This is a genomic window from Paenibacillus sp. NPDC058898, assembly GCF_049316025.1.
GTDB lineage: Bacteria > Bacillota > Bacilli > Paenibacillales > Paenibacillaceae > Paenibacillus_AQ.
In genome coordinates this window covers 12,886-37,605 of sequence record NZ_JBMOSM010000028.1, presented here as the reverse complement: position 1 = coordinate 37,605, position 24,720 = coordinate 12,886, and the positions used below count along the sequence as shown (strand labels likewise).

Annotated in this window: 25 protein-coding genes and 1 tRNA gene; 22 read left to right on the top strand and 4 right to left on the bottom strand. The window is 42.2% G+C overall.

The window, feature by feature from the left end; genetic code table 11:
• Positions 1–207: 207 nt before the first annotated feature.
• The 3 genes from ACOZB4_RS33475 (at position 208) to ACOZB4_RS33465 (ending at position 1,749) form a co-directional block, all read left to right on the top strand.
• Positions 208–283 (top strand) — tRNA-Asn (locus ACOZB4_RS33475).
• Between the two features lie 131 nt (positions 284–414).
• Entirely contained in the window at positions 415–729 is a 315-nt protein-coding gene (locus ACOZB4_RS33470; protein WP_002123621.1) for a hypothetical protein, read from the top strand.
• A gap of 414 nt (positions 730–1,143) precedes the next feature.
• A complete protein-coding gene (locus ACOZB4_RS33465) occupies positions 1,144–1,749 on the top strand; it encodes a hypothetical protein (RefSeq protein ID WP_422759730.1) in 606 nt (201 codons plus the stop codon).
• A 14-nt stretch (positions 1,750–1,763) separates the two neighbouring features.
• Here ACOZB4_RS33465 and ACOZB4_RS33460 read toward each other — a convergent pair whose 3' ends face one another.
• On the bottom strand, positions 1,764–1,985 hold the full coding sequence (locus ACOZB4_RS33460; protein WP_004832966.1) for a hypothetical protein: 222 nt from the start codon (positions 1,983–1,985) through the stop codon (positions 1,764–1,766).
• Positions 1,986–2,054: 69 nt separating this feature from the next.
• Positions 2,055–2,384, bottom strand: a complete 330-nt coding sequence (locus tag ACOZB4_RS33455; protein WP_002123631.1) for a hypothetical protein — start codon at positions 2,382–2,384, stop codon at positions 2,055–2,057.
• A gap of 1,326 nt (positions 2,385–3,710) precedes the next feature.
• Between ACOZB4_RS33455 and ACOZB4_RS33450 the strand changes: the two genes are divergently transcribed.
• The 5 genes from ACOZB4_RS33450 (at position 3,711) to ACOZB4_RS33430 (ending at position 7,589) form a co-directional block, all read left to right on the top strand.
• The gene (locus ACOZB4_RS33450; protein WP_001121874.1) at positions 3,711–3,917 is read left to right on the top strand and encodes a hypothetical protein; all 207 of its coding nucleotides are present in this window, start codon (positions 3,711–3,713) and stop codon (positions 3,915–3,917) included.
• A gap of 729 nt (positions 3,918–4,646) precedes the next feature.
• Entirely contained in the window at positions 4,647–5,072 is a 426-nt protein-coding gene (locus tag ACOZB4_RS33445) for a hypothetical protein (protein WP_000960557.1), read from the top strand.
• Positions 5,073–5,512: 440 nt separating this feature from the next.
• Positions 5,513–6,313 (top strand): hypothetical protein, encoded by an 801-nt coding sequence (locus ACOZB4_RS33440; RefSeq protein ID WP_002125709.1) that lies wholly within the window; start codon positions 5,513–5,515, stop codon positions 6,311–6,313.
• A gap of 408 nt (positions 6,314–6,721) precedes the next feature.
• The gene (locus tag ACOZB4_RS33435) at positions 6,722–7,276 is read left to right on the top strand and encodes a LysM peptidoglycan-binding domain-containing protein (RefSeq protein ID WP_228138370.1); all 555 of its coding nucleotides are present in this window, start codon (positions 6,722–6,724) and stop codon (positions 7,274–7,276) included.
• Between the two features lie 34 nt (positions 7,277–7,310).
• Positions 7,311–7,589 (top strand): hypothetical protein, encoded by a 279-nt coding sequence (locus tag ACOZB4_RS33430; RefSeq protein WP_000146944.1) that lies wholly within the window; start codon positions 7,311–7,313, stop codon positions 7,587–7,589.
• Between the two features lie 63 nt (positions 7,590–7,652).
• Here ACOZB4_RS33430 and ACOZB4_RS33425 read toward each other — a convergent pair whose 3' ends face one another.
• A complete protein-coding gene (locus tag ACOZB4_RS33425; protein ID WP_000741665.1) occupies positions 7,653–7,946 on the bottom strand; it encodes a hypothetical protein in 294 nt (97 codons plus the stop codon).
• A gap of 125 nt (positions 7,947–8,071) precedes the next feature.
• Positions 8,072–9,781 carry a DEAD/DEAH box helicase gene (locus tag ACOZB4_RS33420; protein WP_000521251.1) on the bottom strand — a complete coding sequence of 570 codons (1,710 nt, stop codon included), beginning with the start codon at positions 9,779–9,781 and terminating at the stop codon, positions 8,072–8,074.
• A 78-nt stretch (positions 9,782–9,859) separates the two neighbouring features.
• Between ACOZB4_RS33420 and ACOZB4_RS33415 the strand changes: the two genes are divergently transcribed.
• The 14 genes from ACOZB4_RS33415 to ACOZB4_RS33350 all read left to right on the top strand — a co-directional run bounded on the left by ACOZB4_RS33415 (position 9,860) and on the right by ACOZB4_RS33350 (position 24,672).
• Positions 9,860–10,498, top strand: coding sequence for a ParB/RepB/Spo0J family partition protein (locus tag ACOZB4_RS33415; protein ID WP_000110211.1), 639 nt, complete (start codon positions 9,860–9,862; stop codon positions 10,496–10,498).
• A gap of 329 nt (positions 10,499–10,827) precedes the next feature.
• Complete coding sequence (locus ACOZB4_RS33410; protein ID WP_422759729.1) at positions 10,828–12,366, top strand: hypothetical protein; 1,539 nt, start codon at positions 10,828–10,830, stop codon at positions 12,364–12,366.
• 43 nt (positions 12,367–12,409) lie between these two features.
• On the top strand, positions 12,410–13,288 hold the full coding sequence (locus ACOZB4_RS33405; RefSeq protein ID WP_001131896.1) for a DUF6651 domain-containing protein: 879 nt from the start codon (positions 12,410–12,412) through the stop codon (positions 13,286–13,288).
• A 135-nt stretch (positions 13,289–13,423) separates the two neighbouring features.
• Positions 13,424–14,326 (top strand): major capsid protein, encoded by a 903-nt coding sequence (locus tag ACOZB4_RS33400; RefSeq protein WP_001130341.1) that lies wholly within the window; start codon positions 13,424–13,426, stop codon positions 14,324–14,326.
• 138 nt (positions 14,327–14,464) lie between these two features.
• Positions 14,465–14,959 carry a hypothetical protein gene (locus tag ACOZB4_RS33395; RefSeq protein WP_000769019.1) on the top strand — a complete coding sequence of 165 codons (495 nt, stop codon included), beginning with the start codon at positions 14,465–14,467 and terminating at the stop codon, positions 14,957–14,959.
• 6 nt (positions 14,960–14,965) lie between these two features.
• On the top strand, positions 14,966–15,736 hold the full coding sequence (locus ACOZB4_RS33390) for a hypothetical protein (protein WP_001110365.1): 771 nt from the start codon (positions 14,966–14,968) through the stop codon (positions 15,734–15,736).
• 1 nt (position 15,737) lies between these two features.
• Positions 15,738–16,433, top strand: coding sequence for a hypothetical protein (locus tag ACOZB4_RS33385; protein ID WP_002027131.1), 696 nt, complete (start codon positions 15,738–15,740; stop codon positions 16,431–16,433).
• Positions 16,420–16,770 (top strand): hypothetical protein, encoded by a 351-nt coding sequence (locus ACOZB4_RS33380; RefSeq protein ID WP_000494965.1) that lies wholly within the window; start codon positions 16,420–16,422, stop codon positions 16,768–16,770. The genes ACOZB4_RS33385 and ACOZB4_RS33380 overlap by 14 nt, the downstream gene beginning before the upstream one ends.
• Positions 16,767–17,153 (top strand): minor capsid protein, encoded by a 387-nt coding sequence (locus ACOZB4_RS33375; RefSeq protein WP_001068664.1) that lies wholly within the window; start codon positions 16,767–16,769, stop codon positions 17,151–17,153. The genes ACOZB4_RS33380 and ACOZB4_RS33375 overlap by 4 nt, the downstream gene beginning before the upstream one ends.
• Complete coding sequence (locus tag ACOZB4_RS33370; RefSeq protein WP_000101578.1) at positions 17,153–17,650, top strand: HK97 gp10 family phage protein; 498 nt, start codon at positions 17,153–17,155, stop codon at positions 17,648–17,650. The genes ACOZB4_RS33375 and ACOZB4_RS33370 overlap by 1 nt, the downstream gene beginning before the upstream one ends.
• Before the next feature lie 84 nt (positions 17,651–17,734).
• Positions 17,735–18,280: a hypothetical protein gene (locus ACOZB4_RS33365; RefSeq protein ID WP_032007467.1), complete on the top strand. Its 546-nt coding sequence runs from the start codon at positions 17,735–17,737 to the stop codon at positions 18,278–18,280.
• Between the two features lie 94 nt (positions 18,281–18,374).
• A complete protein-coding gene (locus tag ACOZB4_RS33360; protein ID WP_000771531.1) occupies positions 18,375–18,728 on the top strand; it encodes a hypothetical protein in 354 nt (117 codons plus the stop codon).
• A gap of 74 nt (positions 18,729–18,802) precedes the next feature.
• A complete protein-coding gene (locus tag ACOZB4_RS33355) occupies positions 18,803–19,081 on the top strand; it encodes a hypothetical protein (protein WP_000775242.1) in 279 nt (92 codons plus the stop codon).
• A gap of 2 nt (positions 19,082–19,083) precedes the next feature.
• On the top strand, positions 19,084–24,672 hold the full coding sequence (locus ACOZB4_RS33350; protein WP_045124727.1) for a tail length tape measure protein: 5,589 nt from the start codon (positions 19,084–19,086) through the stop codon (positions 24,670–24,672).
• The last annotated feature ends 48 nt before the right edge of the window (positions 24,673–24,720 follow it).

Genomic DNA, 24,720 nt, shown 5'->3' with positions numbered 1-24,720 from the left:
CAAGCGTGTACACAGTGCACTGGGTTATGTATCGCCTTTTGAGTTTGAAGCAATGTACTATGATAAGATTAACCCGTTAGGTCAGGTGGCCTAACTTAAATAAAAAGGTCTCCGGCAAACCCGGTATGGTTCATTTTTTATCTATTTAGATTTCTATATTTCTATATAGATAAGTAGTTATAAATCCATATAATTATATAACTATATTGCGTAGTAGCTCAGTAGGTAGAGCAGCGGACTGTTAATCCGTTGGTCACTGGTTCGAGCCCATTCTAGGCAGCCATTCAACCGTGCCTGATGAGACTTTATTAGTCAAAACATTTATTAATGTCGCGCGGAGTTGCCCATGCAGGGGAATAACTGGCAACCAGTCAATCTAACCTTAAGCAAGCCGATAGTTTGTTTAGGGCGTGGATGATCAACGGATTGATATGCAGATCACATCTTGCCCTGCACCATTATTTAGTAAGACTCAAAATGACACCAAACGAAAGAACACCGATGGCTAAATTCTTTGATTTGCTGGCGTATGAGCGAAAAGGTGCTTCTGTTACTCACAAAATGGATAAAGATGAAACAAACGAATCTATTCACATCCAAGTAAGTTGCGGTTTTGCTAAATATGAAAAGAACGGTCAACATTATGTTTTTAAGTTTAATCATCAAAAACAAGAAATTGATCAAGATTGTTTTGAAGTCTTAAAAGAAAAATTCACATATAAACATTAAAAATTAATGGCTTAAAATATTTGTAGATTTCTATATATCTACATTTCTACATAGAAATTTCATTTCTAATTTAGATAGGGATAGTTTCATTTTGAAATATTCGCTATTGCAAATTATGCGTAAAAGCATAAAATAAACGATGCAAACTTAGAAATTTCTGGGTCGACCGATAGAAATTTATTATCAATATGCGTTTATGCATAAGTGAATCAATAAGGTTGCAGCCTTCTGGATTTACTAAACAACCGACTATTTAAGCGGTTTATTAAAGCTATAAAGCGAAATGGCACAAATTTATATTTGTAAGCCATCTCTTAACAACAGTCTCCTCATGGAGAAAAGTTATGAACAAGATGAGTAACCAAAACGTAAACCCTGCAATTGTTGAACTTGTTCGCATGGGTGAAGGCTTCGGTGGTACAAAAATCACTGGCAGCACACCTGAAGAAACAAGACGCAACCTTCGCAGAGCCTTTCAAGCGGCCAAGGAACGCACGAAAAGGGATGCCACAACCTGATCAACAACTCGAAAGAAAATACATCTCCCACGCAGAATTGCACGACCTATTCTTCGTAATCAGTCAACATATAGGCTTCACTATTGAAGACATTGAGGATTACGAAGAAGACATCTTTAACCTAATCGAGCTTTGGCGAGAGCAAGGTTACATCGATATATACATAGAAGATAGCGATAGACGCTACGGTAGAATCAAAAACATGGCTTCTGTACGAAATTCTGTTCCATACTATCTAAATATGTATCACGCCCGCGTTGTTAAAGGCGAGTACGATCCTTTACTTGTTATAACTTTTGAAGATACTGACCAAGTACATCCCGATGGTCACGAAATGAAAGTGGCAAGTATTCGCTTTATGGCTATTCATGATGATTTATTTGGTGAACAAGATCCAAGAGTAAAATTCAATGATGCTGCCATGAAGCAAATTCGAAAGAAAATTGATGCCTATAGAAAACAAGGCGATCAATACAATGAAGAAAAGAAAGGCTCGCAATAAGCTAGCCTTTTATTTTAAATGAACCAAGTTAACCCCACTCCCATCGCAATCATTGTTGATCCTGTAAAACCTACAACACAATACCAAGCCTGTTTAATTCGCGTGACCACCATCTCCTGCATATACAGACTACTGGTTGAGTGCGATACCGACGGGCTATGTAAATACTTACTCAGGGCAACACCGCGGTAGACAGATAACGCTACCAGCACCATTCCAACAATCATGATCAACATAAGTCACCTCATTTGTTCAATTTGATTAGTAGCGACAATTCCAAAAATACAAAAGGCATATTTATAATTTTAAGCATTTAGTAGTTTGTTGATCTGTTTAACGCCATTGCTTTGTTTCTTAATTCTGTTACCTGCAATATCAACCTTAAAAGTTAATTTCTCAAGTGCAGTTGTGAGGCTGAAATATATTTCACGTTCTTCATCGGTTAGAGTTTCAATAAAAGCCTCTTCTGGAGACATTGAGGCAAGTCTCATCTTATGCATAGATGCATTTACCAAAGCCTCAGATGCTTTCAATGAAAGTCGGCTTAATCTTGCCGCCTTATTTCTCTCGTTATGCGTCTTAACCATTAGTGCTATAACAAACAAGGCAACTAAAACAATAAATACAGTAAGCATGTATTAGAGACTCATTTAAGACATATGCCCATTATAGTAACCCCAAATAGCTTAAAAACAGGCAAAATTTGTTAAAAATCAGGCTAATCAACAACATAAGTCCACAAGCCAACAACAAACACAGAAATTCAATTATAGGCATTTGATTTTTAAGGCATTTTTCCAAATTAATACTTAGGCATTTTCCTTCAGGCAATTAAAGCTGATTTTGGTGTGAATTAATCGTTTTTATAACTCTACTCTATTTCGCTTTTTTAGAGCGTTTTAAGCAACTTTAAGCGCAAGATATAAAAGCAATCATCTTAAGTTCTAAAATGCGAAATACGCGAAACCGTGAAGAAATACGATAGCATTTATGTCGGTTTGAAAGATACATGAGAAGAATCTCTAAAAACCCAAGTGAACCGCGCCTACATTTCCGAGAATAAGTAATATAAGAATGTTCTAAGAAGATATATTTATATATTCGAAAACTCTCGGAATACCCAAGTACACCCAAGTCTCGGTAAGCGTAGAGATATAGATGCGCGGCTTAATAAAATCCTCAAACGTATAAGAAGTGATAGAGATAAAAACAAATATTGGCAAACACTTATACACCAATACTTATAGAAATATAGAAATCCATATAGATATATAGTTCGAGTAAATATACAAGCAATCTATCTATATAGAAATGTAGAAAACTATCAATATAAAAAGCCAATCAGATAGAGATAAAAAGCATGTATAACTATCTATTAATGTAGAAATCTATATAGATAGATAACAATAATACTATACGGATAGGCATAGGTAAGCGTAGATAGAGATAGATCAGTAATAAAGAAAATAGCTAATTATTTATCTATATAGATATGTAGATAGTGACACAGGTATAAGGATAGAGATAGAGGATAATACACATGTAGTAGAAAGATAAGATGGCAAAAGAAAGGCGAACGGAGTGAGCCAAAGAATTGTGTGTTTCAATCAATCGTCTACCTAGCCATTCCTTTGACCAACAGGAAATATAAAAATCAAAACTTCGGGCGACATTCTTATTTTTATAACCAAGCACACCACGGCGCACATAGGTAAGCCGAACAGCTCCACTTCCAGCTTCACCCATACCACTATTATACCTGCACCTCTCTATCTAGGGTTGAGGCAATGCACCAATCGCCACACATCGCCATATTCCAATATGCATGCCTAGGCACTTATGTAGAAATATAGAAATCTATCTACACAGCTATATAAATGGATTTTTAGTTTTCTAGCTTTGTTTCCTGCTCTATCTCTATACACTGTTATGCATCTAAGTACACATAGAGTTTTACAGTCATGCCTATAAAACAAAACGAGCTAATGAGCGAGATGGTTAATGCAATCACTACACGCCTTAACGACCTCTATATTCAGTATTACAACGACTTTTTAAGCGTTGATGCATTTGCACGTTATCACGGTCTATCTATAGAGGATATGCAAAAGCTGATTGATTTGGGCAGACATGTGAATCACAACAGTCTTTGGAAAGAGGATAAGTAATCATGTTATTTATTCATCCTGAATTACGCGCTAATGATTGAAATTAGCGGTATTGGTGTTCGAAAATTTAAAGTTATTCCATTGCCAGCGTAAAGTTGGCTTTTTGACGCTGTACCACGGCATACCAAGGCATAAAATGGATAAATCAGGCATGCCTAGGGGGTTTACAATCTAGTGAGCGCTTACTATACTTCTGACAAATGGGTTTCGGGTTGAGATTTTCTCCCCGACGCGATTTGCTTGATGGGGGTCGTGGCTTATACCGTGTCAGTGGTTTGCACTGTAAAGAAAAGTTCCTTTTCTTGTGGTGGAAATTGGCTAGGTTAGGTTACGTCTCCCCAAACTCTCTCCAAGATTTATGAGGCAAAATTCTATGGGGGGGTTTGGGGGGCGTTCCTTAACGTTAGTGGTTTCCGCTGTAAGAAAAGGGCATACCAAAATATAGAATATGGAATTTGAAAAATTAAAAACATTTCCTTAGAATTCCAAATCTATCGAATTAACATAACTTACAACAACTCTGCGTCTGAAAACCTCCTTTGCCCGACTATCCTCTAGGTCGGGCTTTTTTTATGCTGGGTATAAAAATTCGCGGGCGCGCATATTGAAAATTAAATTTCCCCTCCTAAATACATGAATTAGTGAAATGCAAACTTACATTAACTAAATTTTGTTACACCTATTTCTTCTTGCTAATATTTTCTTCAACTAAATAAACAAGGAGTAATTATGCTGGTTAAGCGGAAAATGCTTAAAATTCGTCGCCTTGCAAGTAAAGGTAAATTAGCTCAATGGGGCTTTATATCAGCGAACCAAGCGCAAAAGATTGGGCTAGACAACGGTTTTGTCGTGATTCTTTCATTATTGCAGGGCAAACAGGTAGAACCGAAATTTACCCGCTATAAACTCAGTGATGATATCGGCAGCGAATATGGGATTGAAACGGATGCCGACCTTTCATCCATAGATCAAAGCATCATTGATGCCATTGGTGTAGCGGTCGGTGATATTTATGATGCTGCGGTAAATTATGATGAGAAAACCGCCTATGAAGATGAGCGGGAAGATTTCGAGCGTACCAATCTCATGTTTATAGATATTGAGACTGGTCATGCCTATGACTCAAATCTTAATGAAGCGGTAGGATGGGCATAGGCTCATCCTAATATTCCAAAACAGCCCACCAAAAAAAATCAAAACTTTGGCCGACATCCTATTTTTATAACCAAGCGCCACGCATCTATATAACCAAAGAGCGCCTAGCAGCTCCTTGGAATGCCACCTTCTTATCTTTAACAACCAAGGCAGACCTAGGACTCTAATCACTACCGGGTGCGCGCCTGAACCTCAAGAAAAACCGCCAGCAAACAACCCAATGCATGCCTAGAGAATGTCTGTATAAAGCATATAGATGAAACGCGCACGCACGCGAATAGCGGAGTTTATTTATTAGTGCAAGTTTTTTATTAATGAAAATTTCGATTGAATTTTTATTCCACTAAAAAACAAACAATCAAATAAAAACTTGCATCAAATTTTTATTTGCACTAATATTTAATCAAGCAATAAAGCTTACTAACAAAAGGTCAAAAATCATGAATGCACAAGTTAAAAACACAGAAACTCTAAACATCTTTGCAGACGTTAATTTTTCAGCTCATGAAGCACGTAATGCAATAGTTATAGATCAAGAGACGATAAAAGCGTATGCAAGACAGCAGAAAGTAACGAGCAAAGCAGTAGCAGTACAGCTTGATATAGCAAACGCGATCATAAACCGTATGAATAACAAGCTTGAGACAGAACAAAAAATATCAAGCACGTTATTCAGTGACTTAAGAGAAGCATGCTCACGCTCTATGCTTACAAAAATAGACACGCTTCAAAAAGCTAAGTTTGATTTATCAGATCTAGCAACAATCATCGCTCACACTGATAAATCACACATTGACTTTGTACAAGTGAAAGTCATTAGAAAAATCTTTCAAGCGATTACAGCTATCGCTGAAAACGACAGACGCAAGCTAGACGGTTACACAATGTCAATCTTGCTAAACTTATTACAGTACGGTTCACTTACGGTTAATGAATGTCGTTTATGCTGCACTACTGAAATACGCGCACAGTCGCATGAAAAGAAAGTAAGACAGTATTATTTATCTGCGCACAGTACAGCATCATCACAAGCGTCTAGCTCACGTATGACACTGAGAGCGCTTAATATCTGTAACGTTGTGAAGTCTGTAAAAGACAGTGAAATAACGTTCAATGAAAATTCTCAGTTTATTGAAGCAGTATTGTCATTCTTGCAAATGAAAGAGAATACACAACAAGAATTAGAGCGCGTACAGCATGACATTAAGAAAGAGTTAAGCGAAAAACAAGCAAGCGCATAATTTAGTAATCAGTGATATTAGTAAGCACTTACTAATATCACTCTAATAGAGAGTAAGAACATGATTAGCAACGAACATAAACTATTAATCGCTGTGTTAATTATGAGACAAGATAACAAGCGTAATAAGTGAACATGCAAAGATAAAGAAATATAGTAAGTGATTACTATATTTCTTTATATATTAATATCGAAGTCCTAGAAAAAATGCGAATGTGTCGGGTGCATAGCCTGTGTCAATCGCGACCATTTTCCAAACACCCTTTCACCACCAGGCCTATATAACAAATACTTTACCCTTGCGCCGCTTAAATCCATACACTTATCCTTGTCCCAGTACGCCATGTCCATTATTCTTTTCAGGACGACTTTCTAATAATATTTAAGGATCAATATGAAAAGATTTTTTTTGGCTACTTTGATTTTAGTTTGTTCAAATGCAATGGCAGAAGGGGAGGGCCTGTTCGCCGAGTACACCGTGAAACCGAGCGAATCATTAAATGATATAGCCAAGCGTAACGGGACCACGTGGGCAAAGCTGGCAGAAGACAATGATCTCCCTGATCCACCAACTGTTTATGTTGGGCAAAAGCTGGCAATCATGAAAAAGATGAATAAGGACGAATATCTGGCTGCGATTGCAAAGACCCGACCAACGTGCTCAAGCAAAGAAGAATGTGACAAGAAAATGGAAGCTGCTCATTTGTGGGTGAGTAAATACGCTGATTACAAGATCAGAAGTTCAAATAACGTATTAATCGAAACATACGCTCCGCGCGAGTTCACTGGCGAGATCATCGTAAAGGTTTCTAAGGAGCCTTATGGGAAGGGAACCTATGCGATCGTGGCCAACATGTCATGCAATAATCCGAATATGACCAAGCCTTATGACCCGATGGCCAGTTGCAAGAGAAACGTTTATAAGGAAATTATTAAGTTCAACGATTTCGTTAGTTCTTATTAGCTTTAAGCTATTTGACCAAGTAAAGAGGGAAAAGATGGCTTCAAAGGATGATTTAAATTATGTTGCTTACCACATTATCGAAATTCTGGAAGAACAGGGTTTAGATAATTCTTATATTAACGAAAAAATAGATCGTCTTTACGAATTCGGCGAAAATAAAGCCGCTACATTGCTTTGGGCTTCAAACCAGCTCGATAGTAGAAATTTTAGATTACTTTTGGGCAAACTTAATTTAACTCCCGATCAAGTAAAGATATTTTGTCGCGTATTGAACAAGCTGAAAAAATATTTGGGCTACAATTTATTGAGCTAAGCTTTTTAATTACCTATGATATTCCGAATAAATTAATGCCCCATATATCACTTGAGGCATTTCTTACTGCACTTGGCCAGATTTAATTAACTCTAGCGCTTTTTTCTTCAATTCCTTCCTACGCTCTTTTTCAGCAATCTTTTCTTCGCGAATGGCTTCAATATGCACACCGAAAAGCTGATCAGACAGATTGCCACTTTCAAGCAAACGTGCAAAAGCGTCAACAATCTCGCCTTGAGTGAGTTTATGCTGTTTTGCCATATTTTCTAAGGTCTGGATTGTCTCTGGACGCAAAGTGATGGATGTTCGAACTAAACCTTTTTCTTTATAAAATTTGGAAGAGTTAGTAGCTGCCATTATTTGCTCCAATTAAAATTTGATGAAAATTAAAACTTGCATATTATAGTTATTATTGCATTGATCACGCTGAAATACCACAAAATAAAACGGGCTTGCCCAAAACATTGAACAAGCCCAGAACACTATGCAGCTTTTTTGAAACCGAGCTTTTCAAACTCGAAATTCGCAACGATATTCTCGCCAAAGCCGGGTGTTTCTCTGATGATCTGTAAACGCTGTCTAGCGTGAGATTTGAGCGTTGAATTGTGCTGGTCTGTGAAATCAACAATAAACGCAACGTTTGGACCGAATTTCTTAGCACGTAACCCGCGCCCAATACGCTGGCGTAAGGCAACTTCCGCTTTCCCACCACCGGCAAGAATAATCAACCCGACAGCAGGGACATCCACACCCACATCAAGAATTGTTGTTCCAATCAGTACATCAATATCCTTATTGGCAAGTTCGGTGAGCGCAGATTTACGTTCTCCCTGATCATCTTCACCGCGAATATATCTCGCTCTGATACCTATATCGTCAAACAGCTTCAATAGGGTGTCGCCATGCGAGGTATGCTGGACGAGAACCATCGCCGTCATGCCATATTCACGGGCTTTGAGAATTTCCATACAGATGGCATTGTTCCGCTCTTCGTTTTGCACGATTCCCAAGCGATAGGCAGCTTGCCAAGGGGTAATAGAGTGTAATTTGGCTGGCTTTTTCTTCAATTCGACGATTTTGAAGTAAGGCTTAGCAAGGATTCCGCGATCAATCAGCATTTTTTCCGTAACCTTGATGGCAATCGGTCCGGAACAAGCCATCAAACGCATATTTGACTCTTGGCTTTCACGCATGAACGGCGTTCCGGTCAATGCCAAGCGGTAATAGGCGTTTTTACAGTGGCGCATGATCTCGTAATACGAATTTCCACCTGCCTCATGTGCTTCTTCGAGAATTACGAACTCAAAAAGCTCCAAAAGCTTGATGGTTTGCTGTCTAACGAGTGATTTTTCCTTGAATTTTGCTTCTGCCTTGGCTTGCATCGCAGGTGCCTTGTCCTGAAGCTCCTTTTCATGTTGCAGTGCAAGGTTATGAAGCACTTTTTTGATTTCGGACTCGACTTTACCGACCTTAATTAGCTGTTTTTTAGTGTCCGAAATCTCTTTTTCGTGTTTTTTGACTACGTTGTCATAAAGGATCTGAAATTCCTTCTCTAAAGTCGTCTCTTCCAGCTTGGCGGCGAGGGTTTGAACCATTCCGACCGTCATTTTCTTGATGGAGAGCTGACCTTTTTCATTCACCTGTCCAAAACTGCCATCACCAATGACCGAACATGCAACGCCATTTGCTTCGAATGCATCTTTCATCTGATACATCAGAATCGAACGGGTTGTTAAAAACAAGGTAGGGCGGTTAATTCGGGCCTGACACAACATGGCAATGCGTGATTTACCGCCACCAGTAGCGACTTGAGCGATAATCTGGCCATGACGTACAAGACGATCCATAACTTCCGGCTGGTAATCGTAACGAGGGTCATATCCGTAACTATCTACCACTGGTCGGGCAGGTCCAAGTGGAGCGGGGAGGGGTTTTCGTGCGAGTTTTACTTCAAAACCTGCCTTCTTGAGTCGATCCGTAACATGGACTACAAATCCTGCTGGAAAAGAGCACTTGGCAAAGTCAAAAAATGACGATCTGCCATCCCAACGGTGCTGTCTAAACGCTAGAGTTTCTTCGGCGCCATCCACCAAATAACTAAGCGCCGACTGTACTTCAAGTTTCGCCTCAACAGGAGGCTTGTGTAGGATGGCATTTACGGCGTCATAAGCGATTGTTACAACTTTTCCCATTTCAATACCTTTTGCATTTGCTTAATATTTGGCTTAAATTATAAGTAAGCACTTACTAATATTTCAAAGTAGTTTCCTATGTCAGTTGAATATTTAGAAATCGACCCAGGAGAGCTTTGGCCTAATCCTTGGAATTCAAACGTCGTATCACCTGAAAACGAGCGAAAAATCGAAGAAGGTATTAAACGTCACGGTATGTTTAAGCCAATTATCGTTCGTACCCTTCTTGATGGCCGCTTACAGATCATTGGCGGTCAGCACCGAGCAATGATTGCTAAACGTCTTGGTCTACTCACTGTGCCGGTAATGAACCTTGGGCGCATTGACGAAGCCAGAGCAAAAGAGATCGGTCTAATCGACAACGGTCGTTATGGCGAAGATGACATCGTTAAGCTCAACGAAATTCTTCATGATCTTGGCGGTATCGATGAATTGATCGATGTAATGCCTTGGTCAAGTGAAGAAATCGACATCTTCTCTAGCACTAATATAGCGCTGGACGCTCTAAGCGATCTCGATTCGCCATCAGAGGAAGTTGAATTACCCAAGACAACCAAAGTTCAAACTCACCAAATCATGCGTTTCAAGGTTCCGATCGAGGACGTAGACGCAATTACCAAACTCATCGAGAAGACCATTAAGGCACAGGGCTTTACCGAATCCGACAGCTTGACGAATGCAGGGGATGCCTTGGTTTATCTCTTGGGAAGCAAGTAATGAAACCATATGAAGGATGGGATGGCTAATGACCGATTTATCTCAAAAAGGGCAGGTTCGAATGTACCGACGGGGTGGCCAATACCCTTGGATATGCAATCGAGCACCAATTCCCACTTCGTAAGATTGAAATTAAAGGCGTTTCAATTTAACCTATATTATTAGTAAGCGCTTACTAATATTTTGAAGGCGATAAGATGACAACCGAACTATCCTCATACGACCGACATGCAATAAGTTCGACCGCTTCCTCAGAAGAAGCGAATGACCCTCTTGTACGTTTAGTATCACGTCGTCATCCACTATATGAAGCCATGTCCAAACACTGGATGTTTATGGATGACACCTATAGCGGTGGCAGAGAATGGTTTAATCATCATATCTTCAAATACATCAAAGAGGGTGATGCCGAATTCAAGGATCGTATCTCACGCGCTTATCGTTTCAACCATACCCGCGAAGTTGTAGATTTAATTAATAAATATTTATTCAAGCAGGAAATCACCCGCAATAAGGTAGATGCTCCTGCCGACGTGGTGAAGTTTTGGAAAAACTGCACCAAGAGCGGCTTAACGATTAATGATTTCGTTCGCCAGATCAGTAAGAAAACCTCAATTTACGGTCGTATTGGGGTAGTTATTGATATGGATGCGGTACCAGAAGATCAAAGACCCTTAAACAAACGGGAAGAAAAGGAAGCTGGGCTATCTGCTTACGCCTACATCATCACTCCGCTTCAAATGCTGGATTATTCGTTTGATGATCACGGCAAATTAAACTGGATGCTGATTCATGAAGTGGTTCGCGACGATGAGGACCCACTAAATTCAACAGGCAAGGCGATTCACCGCTTCCGCTTATGGACGAAAACGGAATGGAAACTGTTCGAAAAGCAGAATGATGATCAGAACGGCAAGATTACGATTAAAGAGATTGATCGAGGTAGCAATACCATTGGTGAAGTCCCAATCATTCTGGCTGACAACATCATTTCAGACGAAGAATATTCTGCACCATCCCTGATCGATGACATCGCCTATCTGGACAGGGCGGTTGCCAATTATCTATCAAACCTTGACGCCATCATTCAGGACCAAACCTTCAGCCAGTTAGCCATGCCAGTACAAGGCATGCTGCCGGGCGATGAAAGCGAGAAAAAGCTCATTGAAATGGGCACCAAACGTCTCTTTACCTATGATGGGTCTGATGGCGCAAAACCTTACTACCTATCGCCTGATGTAAAGCAGGCTGACCTGATCATTCAAGTGGTCACCAAAATCATTAACGAAATCTATCACACCGTTGGATTGGCCGGCGAAAGAACCAAACAGGATAACGCCGTAGGTATCGACAATAGTTCTGGTGTAGCTAAAGCCTATGACTTTGAACGGGTAAACGCATTGTTAGCAGCGAAGGCAGATAGCCTTGAAGCGATTGAAAACAAAATCGTTGATCTGGTTTGCAAACGTCATGGGGTCAAATTGAAGGAAGACAGCACTCCTTTGGTTTCATATCCAGATAACTTCGATACACGCGGCTTATACGACGAATTTGATATTGCTGCACGCCTGATGCTGATTGATGCACCAGAAACCATTCGCAGACATCAAATGGAGTCCATTGTTGAAAAGCTCTTTCCTCAATTAAGCAAGGCGTTGAAAGACGAAATGCTACGCGACCTAAAGAACTGGCCGACAGACCCTTTGGAAGAGTTGACCAACAGAACTACCGATACGACGGGAGAGGGGAATCTAAAGCGTAACATTACACGCTCCTCTTCCGGCACACCAACCAAACCATCGTCCAATAGCTCAACAAAGGCGAACAAAAAAACTCGCCAAGGGCAAGTGACAGAATCAACAAGCTAAGAGAACAGCGAGATTTTAGCTAAGAGAACAGCGGAGACACATTATGCCTTTATGGATGCAATTACTTATTAACGGCGGCGTTTTACGAAACCCAGCAGACGGCGAGGGAAATGACCTCGGCGGTGGCGGTGAGGGCGGCGGTAACAATGACGATGTTACTGACGATGACGATCAGGGCAAAGAGGCTGATTCGGAAAAAGATAAAGATGATGCCGATGAGCAAAAAGACAAACAGCCTAATGGTGGTAAAAACAAGCTTACCGACAAAGAAGCTGAATTAATCAAGGAAGTAATGAAACGCAAGGATCGTGAAAAGAAGCTTCTTCAAGAATTTGACGAATTCAAACGCCAGTTTGCAGACATCGATCCAGAATTGGCACGTAAGGCAATTGCCGCTCAAAAAGAAAAGGAAACTCGTGAGCTGGAAGAAAAAGGGGAATACGAACGCGTTAAGCAAAGTATGGCTCAACAGCATCAGGCAGAAGTTAATCGTCTGCAACAACAAATTAAAGACTTGCAACAACAGTTGGGAAGCAAGGATAGCCAGATCAATGAATTAACTATCGGCTCTAACTTCTCACGTTCCGCATACATTGCAGAGGAATTGACCTTAACCCCAAATAAGGCGCGTGCTTTATATGGCGCACACTTTGAAATCGAAAATGGAGAAGTGATTGGCTATGACAAACCTCGCGGCGCTGCAAATCGTACTGCATTGGTTGATAGTTATGGCAATCCGTTATCTTTCGACAAAGCGATGCAAAAAATCATCGAAGCAGATCCAGAGCGAGACACCTTGATCCGCTCTAAAGTTAATCCTGGAGCTGGCTCAAAAACCAAGCAAGAAAATAAAGGTTTGCAGAAAGAGCAACCTAAGACTTCCTTGGAAAAAATCATGGCTGGCTTAAGGGGTGAAAGTTAATATTTTCACTAAAAATTATTAGTAATCGCTTATTGATAATCAAATAGGCGTTTGCTAATATTTGACCAGTAACCATCGGCGCTAGAGAGAGTTAGTTCGTCCGAAGAAAGCTAATCAGTAAATGGAGCATTATTAATGCCTTTATTGCGCGAAGAAGCGGAAAAACTCTCGAACAACCAACTTGTTCAAGGCGTTGTTGAAGAAATCATTGACCGCGATGACCTTTTTGCCATTTTGCCTTTTACACAAGTAAATGGTAAGGCATATGTTTACAACCGTGAAAAAACCCTTGGTGGTGCCAACTGGCTTGATCCTAATGAAGTGATCGAAGAAGAAGGCTCAACATTCGACGAAGTGACAGCGCATTTACGCATCTTAGCTGGTGACGTTGATGTTGATAAATTCTTAGACTCTACAATGGGTGATACGAACGCTCAAAAGGCGATTCAAATCAAGCAAAAGGCCAAAGGTGTTGCTCGCGAATTCCACCGTACTTTGGCTCGTGGTGATTCGAAAACTAACGCGAAAGAGTTTGACGGCTTTGACAAGCTTGTAACCTCTACTCAAATCGTTGACGCTGGTGCTGACGGCAATCCATTAACTCTTACCATGTTGGACGAATTGTGTGACGCTGTGCCGAATGGCGCAGACGTGATCGTAATGCGTCGTGGTACGATCCGTGCCTACCGTGCATTGCTTCGTGCAACCTATGGTACTGATGCCGTAATGCAACAGTTATCTAACTTTGGTCGCCCAATGCTTACTCACAACGGTATTCCTATCATCATGAATGATTGGATTGCCGGCGATGAAGTGAAAGGCACGAACTCAAAAACCACTTCGATTTATGCTGTACGCTTAAATGAAGTTGACGGTTTACACGGCCTTTATGGTGGTGGAAATGCAGGTATCGTTGTTGAAGACATCGGTACAGTGCAAAACAAAGATGCTACTCGTACACGTATCAAGTGGTACTGTGGTTTAGCTCTTAAATCCACTCGCTCAATTGCGGCAATTCGTGGCGTGACTAATATTTAACTATAAATATTAGTTAGCACTTATTGATAAAAAAGAGACTAGAAATAGTCTCTTTTTTATTGAAAGCATTATTTATATTGATTGTTTAAATATTAGTTATAACTTATTATTTAACTAAAATGGCAGGTTGGATTAAGCATGAAATTAAAATTAACCGGAGCTGGATTCGAAAATTATACAGGTCAAATGGGCGTGGTATTTTTTGAAAATGGCTTATCGAAATATGACGTGATGCCTAATGATGCAATTCGCATTGCAAGTACCATTGGCGCAGTATGGGAAAACGGCGATCCCGCGAATTTAGGTGCAATTCATACACAGAACCTTATGACTCCCGCACCTGATATTCGCCAACAGTCGGGACTTGAATTGCTGCACTCGATTACTGGTCATGCTCACTTAAATGCAGATCAGGTTCAGCAGCATTCCGATCAGGTTGCCAGTTTAACGACTGGGGTAGAAAAGCAGGAAAGTACAGCCAAGAAAGCGGAACCTAAATACACTCAGGAAGCTTTGGAAAAGATTGCTGATGAAAGTGGCATTGCGGGATTACGCGAGATTGCAGCCGAATTTAATGTCAAAGGCAATTCAATTGCCACATTAATCAAAGCCATCATGAATGCACAGGAATAATACCTGATGAATTACTACCTTGCCGGAACGTCAGTATCTCTTCCTATCAACTTTGTCGATGACGACGGAAATCCCCTTGAAGTGACCCAAGGAAGCTACCGTATTGTCGATCAAAACGGTGTAGAGATTAAGCCAAAGGCCGAATTCGATGTCACCCAAACCAAGGTAACTGTAGAGGCTGAATATAACCAGATTCCCGCTCTCAACCCTATGGAAATCAAGGTTGAGGACATGGACTCAATTGAGATCGATCATTTGCGTATTCTCCAATTTGATCTAATCAATCGGGATGGGAATACCTATGCGTTTGACGTCAGCTACCTCATTTCACCAAGAGAACGGTTGATTGTAGGTTTAAACAGTTTTCAGACATTAAATCAGGCAAAGCTGACAGCATTGACGATGCCGGAAACGGAAGTTTTCCTCACAGAAGGCGAAGTTCGTAAGGTAGCGGCTTTGATTGAGGCGAGACAGCGGATTTGCACGCTCAATATTCCAAGTGTCAATTTACGAGCCACGACACCATCCGCCTACCAGAAGCTATCAGAGCAATTTAAGGCTGCCTTGAGAAAGGCGCAAGTTGCGGAAGCGAATGCAATTCTTGGCGGTGGTGATCCCATCGAATTAGCTCTTGCACAGGGCCTTAAATCCAAAACCATTGGCGAAACCCATGAGAGCTATATCGGTGGGCGACAACTCAGGTTAGCGGTTAGCAAGGCAACTCTAAGATATTTGAGTGGCTTTGTATCGACAAGCAAGGTTATTGCGAGGGTTTAAAATGGACGAACAAAAGCGCTATTTGTTGGATTATTTCTCAATGAGATTCACGAGTCTCATGGATAATTATGTTATGGCAATAAATGGCGCTTTTTTCACTACAAGGCGCGCAGGCTATACGCCTTCGCAGTATCAGATTGAAAACGCCAAGAATTTTGTGGCTAACGCACATTATTTATTCCTTGAAGCTGCTGGCAACACTCTTGAGCAGATTGCATCAAATTTGGACGCTCAAGAGGTGGCTTACAACATGTTCGAACTTGAACATGTCAAAAATCAACTTGTATCTATTTCCATTGATATGTTGCGCCAAGCGAACCGCGCAATTTCTACAGGAATCCAAAACAAGGCGATTGAACTGCTTGGAAAGAATAATGCTCACGGCGCAATGGGCTTGTTAGTACAAAAGAAAATGGCTGAACTGGAAATTACCGCAACAGATAGTGCAGGGCGTAAATGGAGAGAGCCATCTAGTCTTGTAAAAACCATCGTTCGGGATTTCATTTATCAATCACTTGTAGATCACCAGATTAAGGCATTGCATGAATCTGGCATTGACCTGATTGCTGTACCTGACATTGATAAGCCTGTGTCCATTCAAGGGCAGGCAGGTTATGTGGCTTTAAAAGACGTAAGACATCACTTCCATCCGAATGGATATGACTTACCTGTAGGCTACACAGATGTTCACACCTAATCAGTTCTGCTTCGTTCGGGCAAGGAATGGCTATGATCACTTCGGTTTAGCCAAATTTGGGCTAAGACGAAAGGAACGTTGCGCCATCGTCAAGATGATTCAGCAAAGCAACAAGACCTCAGTTCGTGCGGACTCGTCTGCTTCGCGCGGCAACGCAAGGGAAGTGGTTGCAGATCTGGTCATTTTGCTTGAACCCAAAACCACGGCAACCATTGACTCAATCATTGAGTTTGGTGGGGACATGTATGTGGTGAAATCAGTCCATAAACGGTTTGATATTCGCGGCAAGCATGATCACACCGAAGCGGCATGTACCTACTGGAGTGATAACGAATGAATCCACTAATTCCTATCGCTCAAATGCTCAATGATGCAGGGGTCGCCACTTTAGGGCAAAACCTGTTTATCAACATGATGCCAATTTCCGTAACAAACGGAATCCTGCTAAGGAATCCAATCAACGGAACCAAAATTGATCATGAGTTAAAGGGTCATTACAACACCGAATTCAAGGTCATTGTAAGGACCACCAATTATGAGACGGGTTATAAATTGATGAAGAAGGTATTCAAGCTTCTTACACTGGATAACCATTTTGTTGAAGGTATGCACATTAAACAATGTTATCCGGACAATGAGCCAATCGAATATCCGATCTCAGAAGGGAACACTCTCGAACTGGCATCAGACTTCAAGATTGCCTTTAGCGAGATTACCTAATGGCCCGAAAGAACCTTCAGACCACAGGACTCAATGAGCTTCGCAAGAAACTCACCAAGTTAAGTGAAATGCCAAATGTTCTGGATTCCGAGCTAGGCAGTATTGCCAAACAGATGCGCGATACTGCCAAGGCTATGGCACCCATTGAATATGGTGGATTACGCGAATCGATCAAATATCGTCGGGTCGGTTATGAACGTAACAAGCTAGGACAGTTCTTTAAGGGAGGCTTGGGTCAGCATACCGTTTACGTTAATTTGAATCAGCCGAGTCGCGGAGCAACGGTTGCAAAGTATTTCTTCTTTGTACACGAGCACATGAGCGTCGGTCGTACTGGAGGAGAGTTCCAGCCTTCCGAATATTCCGTGATGAATAGCGCACTACTTGGCGAAGTTGCGGGCGGTCGATTCATGGAACGGGCCAGAGTCAAATACGAAGTGCAAATTACCAAACTTTTGCAGCACAGAGCGGACGAGTTTATTAAAACTTTGTTCTAGTGAAAGTGTTTAAATTCCAAACATTATGGTATTCTTGGCAATGCAATTATTAGTAAGCGCTTATTAATAGTATTGGAGTAATGTATGGCTAACAACGATACCTCAAACGTTAAGCTTGGTGTATGTAAAGTCTTCTTTGGCGGTGTTGATCTTGGCTTCACCAAAGGTGGCGTTGAAGTGACGGTAGAAACTGAAACCCACGAAGTTCAAGTAGACCAATACGGTAATACCCCAATTTCTGAATATGTAATGGGTCGTACCATTACCGTAGCCGTTCCTTTGGCTGAAACCACGTTAGATAACCTTGTTGCCACTATGCCGGGTGCAAAACTGGTAACAGATTCAACAGCCGGAACTTCAAAAGCCATTGTACCTACAGGCGTTGGCGTGAACTTGCTTGATTTCGCTGACGAGTTGGTATTGGTTCCTAAAAGCGTAAACGGCTCATTGAACTACAACGATGCAGTACGCGTTCCTAAAGCGGCAACTCCGGGTGCCATGACCTTTGCTTATAAGCTTGATGAAGAACGAATCTTCAACTGTAACTTCAAAGGCTACCCAGTCATTGAAGGCAATGATGAAGTGCTTTATCAGGTCGGCACAGTTACACCACCAGCAGCTAAAGCTTAATTTTCTCACAATATATTAGTAAGCACTTACTAATATATTTATGCAGCCTCATACCCGTGAGGCTGCTTTATAAGATTTTTCAGGAAGTTCGCTTATGAAATTACTCAACCTAGATCCATTAGTTAAATCAGTAGAAAAACGTGTAGTCGTCGTAAATGGAAAAAATCACGAAATCCGCACATTGAATGTGGAGCAGTTTCTCCAAATCGTCGATGAGTCCAAGTCGATTGTGGAACGCGCAGAAAAGGGCGAATTCACATTGGCAGATGAAGTTCGCTTAACGAGAAAAGTCGTCGGCTTGGCTATTCCAACCATGACGGAAGAAGAAATCAACAAGCTTGACGTAAGCCAGATTCAAGCCATTGCTGAATTTGCAAAAGGCAACGACGTCGAAGGGGTAGAGGAAGTCTCATCCGAAGAGACTCAGGAAGACCCAGAGGGAAAGTAGAAGTATTGGCAATCGATTTTGGCTTCATCTTTTGCCAAATCATGCACTTCTATTCAATGAGCTATGAATGCGTATTGAAACTACCAATACGCATTTTCTGGCTTCTTAGCAAAAACATTCAACGCATTCAGGCCAGAAACGACTTACGCCATCTAAACGTTTCTACAGCAGCCACGTTTGGTGCGGCAGCGTTCATGAGCGGTAACAGTAAATCTACCTTGACCAAAGACGTTACCGACCAATTACTCGCGGAACGGGGGGATGTCGTAAAAGTTAAATCAAATCCATTAGAAGCCAAATTGGACAGAGACGGTCTTGAAATGCTGCGAAGACTTAGCGCACCGAGGCAGTAAATATGGCTGGCGAAATTAACAATACGCTCAAACTTGATGTCAATCAATTTGACCAAGCTATTCAAAAGGCATCAGATCGCCTAGATAAGCTAGACAGCAATCTGGGGAAAACCAACGCTTCCGTCGAAAGCTTGGAGAAGATTCTTAGTGGTTTGGGTGGAGATATTCGCCAGCTCTCTTCCTCATTCAAAACGCTTGATGACAATCTGGCAGCTTCCTTGAAAATGTTAAGTGGGGTTCAGAAAAATACTGACTCACTTTCACGCTCATTGGATAGCGTAGACAAATCGGCATCAAAAACTGCCAAAACCACAGCGCAAGCAGCCAAAAGTATTGAAAATTTGGCTGACTTTACGCAAGCCTACGAGAAAAAGCTCAAAAATTTAAACCCACTTTTGAATAGAGTTTCAAAGGGTCAGCAGATTCTTGAGGCACACGCAAAAGCGACTGGTGACGAACTAGAGAAGCAATCTAAACGAACACTTGCAAATAATGCTAGAGCTTTACAGGCTGAGATTAAGAATAACGAGAAGCTGCTCGCTGAACGCCGTGAAATGGCTTATAAGGCCGCACAGATTCAGAAACGTGCGGAAGTTAATTTAGCAGTACAGCAAAAACTTTATAACGGCACATTCTTCGGCAAGAACAAGAATTCCACTTCTGAAAAAGCAGTGGAAATGCGCGCAAATATTGAATTGTGGCGTAAAGAGGCAGATGCGGCCAAGCTTGTTAAGGAGCAAATCAAGTCTGTCATTCGTGATATTGAATATCAAAATGGCGAGCTGCAAAAAGGTGTAAACCTGCTCAATCAGCAGATTGAACGCACCCGCGCACTTAAAAACCAGCAATCGGTAGAACAAGCAAAATCCCGTCAGGAACAAAAGAGCCTAGACACAGCACGTAAACGCCAAGAGCTTGAAAAGAGAACAGAAGCTTGGTGGAAAGAAGCGCTTTATAACCGCGAACGCAGAGAGGAAGAGGCTGAGCGCAGACGCATTGAAAAACGCCGTCAATTAGAACAGGAATATTCAAACTGGTTTAATCGCGAACTCGACAAACGGGAACGCCGAGAAGCCGATGCACGCCTGAAACAGCGCCCTTTAATTCGAAACATCGATGAAGAACGCCAAGCTCAGACAAGAACTGCGGATGCCCGTCGCAAGCTGGAGCTGGACTATACAGGTTGGTGGACAAGAACGCTTAACAACCGAGATCAAGCTGCTCAACGTGCCGCTGAACAGGCAGAACGTGACGCACATCGGGTCAGAATGCAACAGCTTAATGAAGAGCGTAAGGCTCAAGAGCTATTGCATCGTGAGCAAATGTCTGTTGCCAAAGACCTTGCTGCAATGTACGCAAGTATCAAGATCAATCAAGGTCTAGGCGGCGCTGTACACAAAAATATGGAATTAGAGCAATCTAAATTCCGTCTATCATTGTGGAATCTTCCAAAAGAAGAACAAGAACGATTCCTTCAAAAATCCAGAGATTTAACCAAGACTGAGAAATATCTCACCAATACAGAAGCCATTGATGCCCGTCTTGACGCTATGGCTGCAATGGGTGGCAACCACGAAAAGACCATTGATGCCACATTAGCAACTGCTACCCGTGTGGCTCACATCTTACGTGCAACGGGTAATGAAACAGGTTCAAACAGCGACCTAGTGAAAAACTTGTACGGATTCGCCGAATCCCGCCAAGTCATGAACAATGTCGATGAAATTAACAAATCATTCGAGACGCTGTTAAAAATCTCCAATATTTCAAACGGCAAAATCAAAATTGCCGACGTTGAAACCATTGCGCGTAACATGGGCGGTATGCGAGCTGACGTCTCAGCCGATGGCTGGTTAAAAATCGCAGCGCTTGGTGAGCAGTTCAAGACCGCTGGTGGTGGTAACGGTGGTGGCGGGGGTATCGCAACCGTAGGTACGATGCTCAAGATGATGGGTTTATACGGTTCGGGTAAGACAATTACCAATCGTGCCGTAACCGATCTGATGGGCGCCGATATCCTCAACGAATTCAAGGACGGCGATGCTGAGAAGGCGTTCAGAGAAAACGCTAAAAATATCAAAGAATTTACCAAAATGATGAAGAACGCGGGCTTCAAGGACTTGAAGTCGATGGGCGAAGATCCGGTTAAGTTCTTCTCATCTTTACGCGGTCAGATTCTTGATTACATGATGCGTGAAGATAACTTCACCCGCTTCTTTGGTGAAGGGACCAAGCGTTGGACCTACAACCAGAAAGGTCAGATGATCAACAGCGAAGGCAAAGTTGTTGATCCGAATGAACAAAACAAAATTGAGCGCACGGGCTTTACTCGTTGGGCTTCTGGCATGGGCTGGTCAAATAAAACCGTAGACGGTTTGACCACCATGTTAGATAAACGCTTCATTGACCGCGCAAATGAAGTGGCAGAAAGCGCTAAACGTTCAGCAGAAAGTCAGCAGGCCCTAAAAGAAGCTCAAGACACATTAAAGGGTAGCACAGACAACCTAATGGCTTCATTGGGACGTTTGGCTGAATCATTTGCTCCGCTTCTACCTTTTTTAACGGGCTTCGTTAATGGTCTAACCAAAGCGGTAGACGGCATTGCAAACTTGATGAATTTGCATCCCGCAATTGCCATTGTGACAGGTCTTGGAGCTGGTTTTGGCGCCCTAACCTTAGCGACAAGTTTATTTTTTGGGAAATTAAGCCTAGTTAGTCGCCTAGTTACAACACTCCTTCCTGCATTGGGTGGCTTGGGTAAGACTGCTCAAACCTCTTCCGGTCAATTGGCTACCGCAACAAGCACTGCAAATAACTTAGGGCAGGCGGTATCAAAAATGGGCGATGGCACAAAAAATGTTGTGCCTAAAGTTTCCAATATGAGTACACGCGTCCTTGGCATTTTGGGCGGCATGTTACGCTGGGCAGGCTGGGTCGGGTTAGGACTTCTTGTAGGTCAAATGTTCATTTCTTGGCTTGATAGCGTCAACAAGAATGAAACCCCGTTAAGATCATCCTTCCAACGGTTAGTGCAAGGCTTACGGGATGACCTGATCGCAGGGTTAAAAGGTCTACATACCATCTGGAACAATGCTTTAATCCAGTTAGGCATTGATACAGAAAACGCACGCCGTAATCTCCGTGATTTGGCAAACTACAAAGGCGAAGTTTTAAAAATCCCAGTTAAAGGTGTAACGGCTGAAGAGGGCGGTGGCTTTACCTCAACACCTGCAACCCGTGAACTTGGCAAGAAAATCACCAAATTGCTTGAGAAGCGGGAGCTTGTACAAAAGGGGAAAGGCTTCTTAACGAATGCGCTTGACGGTGGCAAACAGCAATTAAAAGAAATTGACGATATGCTTGCCGGGTACAGACGCGGCATGAAATTAGGCGGGCTGGTTTATATCGAGAAAGGCCCATACGCTGGACAAGTCGTTCTTAAAAAGGACATTGAAAAGAACGCCAAGCTTCTCAAAAATAAGCAGAAGCAAGCTGCTGCCGCTAAAACTTCGTCTGCAACCTCTACAGGAAGTGTATTACCTACACCGTCAAATCTTGCCGATTATTCTGCACCGGCAATTGGTTCTGGTGGAGGCTCAACGCCTAAAGAGAAAACTGGACGAGGTTACGATCGCCAATGGAACAACCTATATCGTGCTGATGTTGAGAAAGCCTTGTTGGGCGCTCAAGACCGCGAGACTGATATTAGTGAAATTCTCGGTCAGCCTGTTGACTACCTCAAGAGAGCGAAGAACGACTTTATCGAGCGTTGGATGAGCGGAAAATGGGATGACAATAATGACCCACGCTCACGTCCATTCACGAAGGGTACATACAATCCTGATACAGGTTGGACTAAGGATCAAATTGACTGGGACGGCATGTACAAAGGTCAACATGTCAATGAGTTCCTTAACGCCCAAATGAAGAAGTTGATGGCCGATGACTACAAGGCATCAATTCAGTTTGCCGCTGAAAGATCGGCTTCAACAGATGAGGACTTTAAGAACGTCCTTGATCAATTTGTCGAGAATGACACCAAGAAATCTGATGCCTTAATGGCTTTAGAACGTCAGTTCGCCCGTTATGAAGTGCGTAATCCAATGGCACTTCAAGCAGGCGGTTATAACGACTTCAAGGACTTTGCGCTTAACCATCAGGTGGCCAAGGACACTTTATCCAAAGCTTATGAGTCTAAAAACATCAATAAACAACTCTCCATTGACCTAATGGATAGTGAAGTTGATCGACGTCAATCTTCTGCCGACTATGCGTATGATGAAGTTGCCAAGGAGATCAATGAGCAGCGTAAGGCGCTAGAAAAGCGGATTCAGATTACCAAAACCATGATGGAAAACGATGAGGCTGCCAAGAAGGAATATGCAGAACTCATCAAAGCCAAAGAGCTGGCTGAAGAGGAATTCACCAAGCGCTTAATGCTTGAAAATGAAAAGCGTGTTCGCGCCTCTGAATCCGCAACACAGCAGATGCTACGCCAATACCGTGATCTGAAAGTCGGTATTGAAAGCATTAACCAGAAGTGGACAGAAAGTGCTATCGACTCAGTTGCCGACCTCATTACAGGACGGATGAGTTTCAAGGACTTCGACTGGCGTCAAATTGGATCTGATATTTTTGCCGATTATGCAAAAGTCTTTGTAAAAGATTCAGCAAGTAAGCTAATTACCAACGTAATGGGTAACCAATCCATTTTTGATCTTGGTAAATCCTTATTGAGCGGTAAAGCTGCTGGCGGAATGGGCTGGGCATCAGACTTGCTAAATAGATGGCGCGGTTTAGGTCCTTATGCTCCGGCTGTTGACCCAAATACAGGCGAATCTACAAGTGCTGCGGTCAATACTGAAATTACTGACACTATACCGCTATTTGACAAACTACGCGCTACCTTAAATCCACTGACTCAAGGATTAAGTTCATTATGGGAAAATGTCAGCAGCGCATCACAGGGTCTTTGGACTTTTGCGTCAGATGCTATCAGCAAGGCAATTAATGCTTTGTTCCAATGGGCAACAAGCCTGTTAGCATCAAGCACAGCTTCCAGCGGCTCATCGGGCGGTAACTGGTTAGGTACATTGTTCCAAGTCGGAATGGCCGCTTATGGAGCTTACAGCGGTGCAGGAGCAGGTATTGGAGACATTAGTAGCGGTGCTTCATATCAAGTCGGCGGTGGCTTCAACAGCGCTGTAGGTTGGAGTGGTACATCACAGTTCGCCAAGGGTGGAATTTTTACCAACTCTATCGTGAATGAACCTACACCGTTTATGTTTGCCAAGGGTGGAAGTTTTGCAAACGGTCTGATGGGAGAAGCAGGGCCAGAAGCAATCATGCCGCTTACTCGCGATTCATCGGGCAGACTCGGTGTTTCCATGTTGGGAGCGGGTGACGCTTCAAACGTCATGCAAAATCACGTTCAAATCCAAATCACCGTAAACAACGATGGAAGCTCTTCTACAAGCGCATCTGGCGGTGATGCTCAAGAATATAAACAAATGGCGAAGCAGGTCGAAGCCATTGTCATGAGCACCTTGGACAAACAAAGCAGACCGGGAGGAAGATTATATAAGAAATAATATAATTACCCCCTTTAATATTAGTAAGCGCTTACTTATAATTAGGTA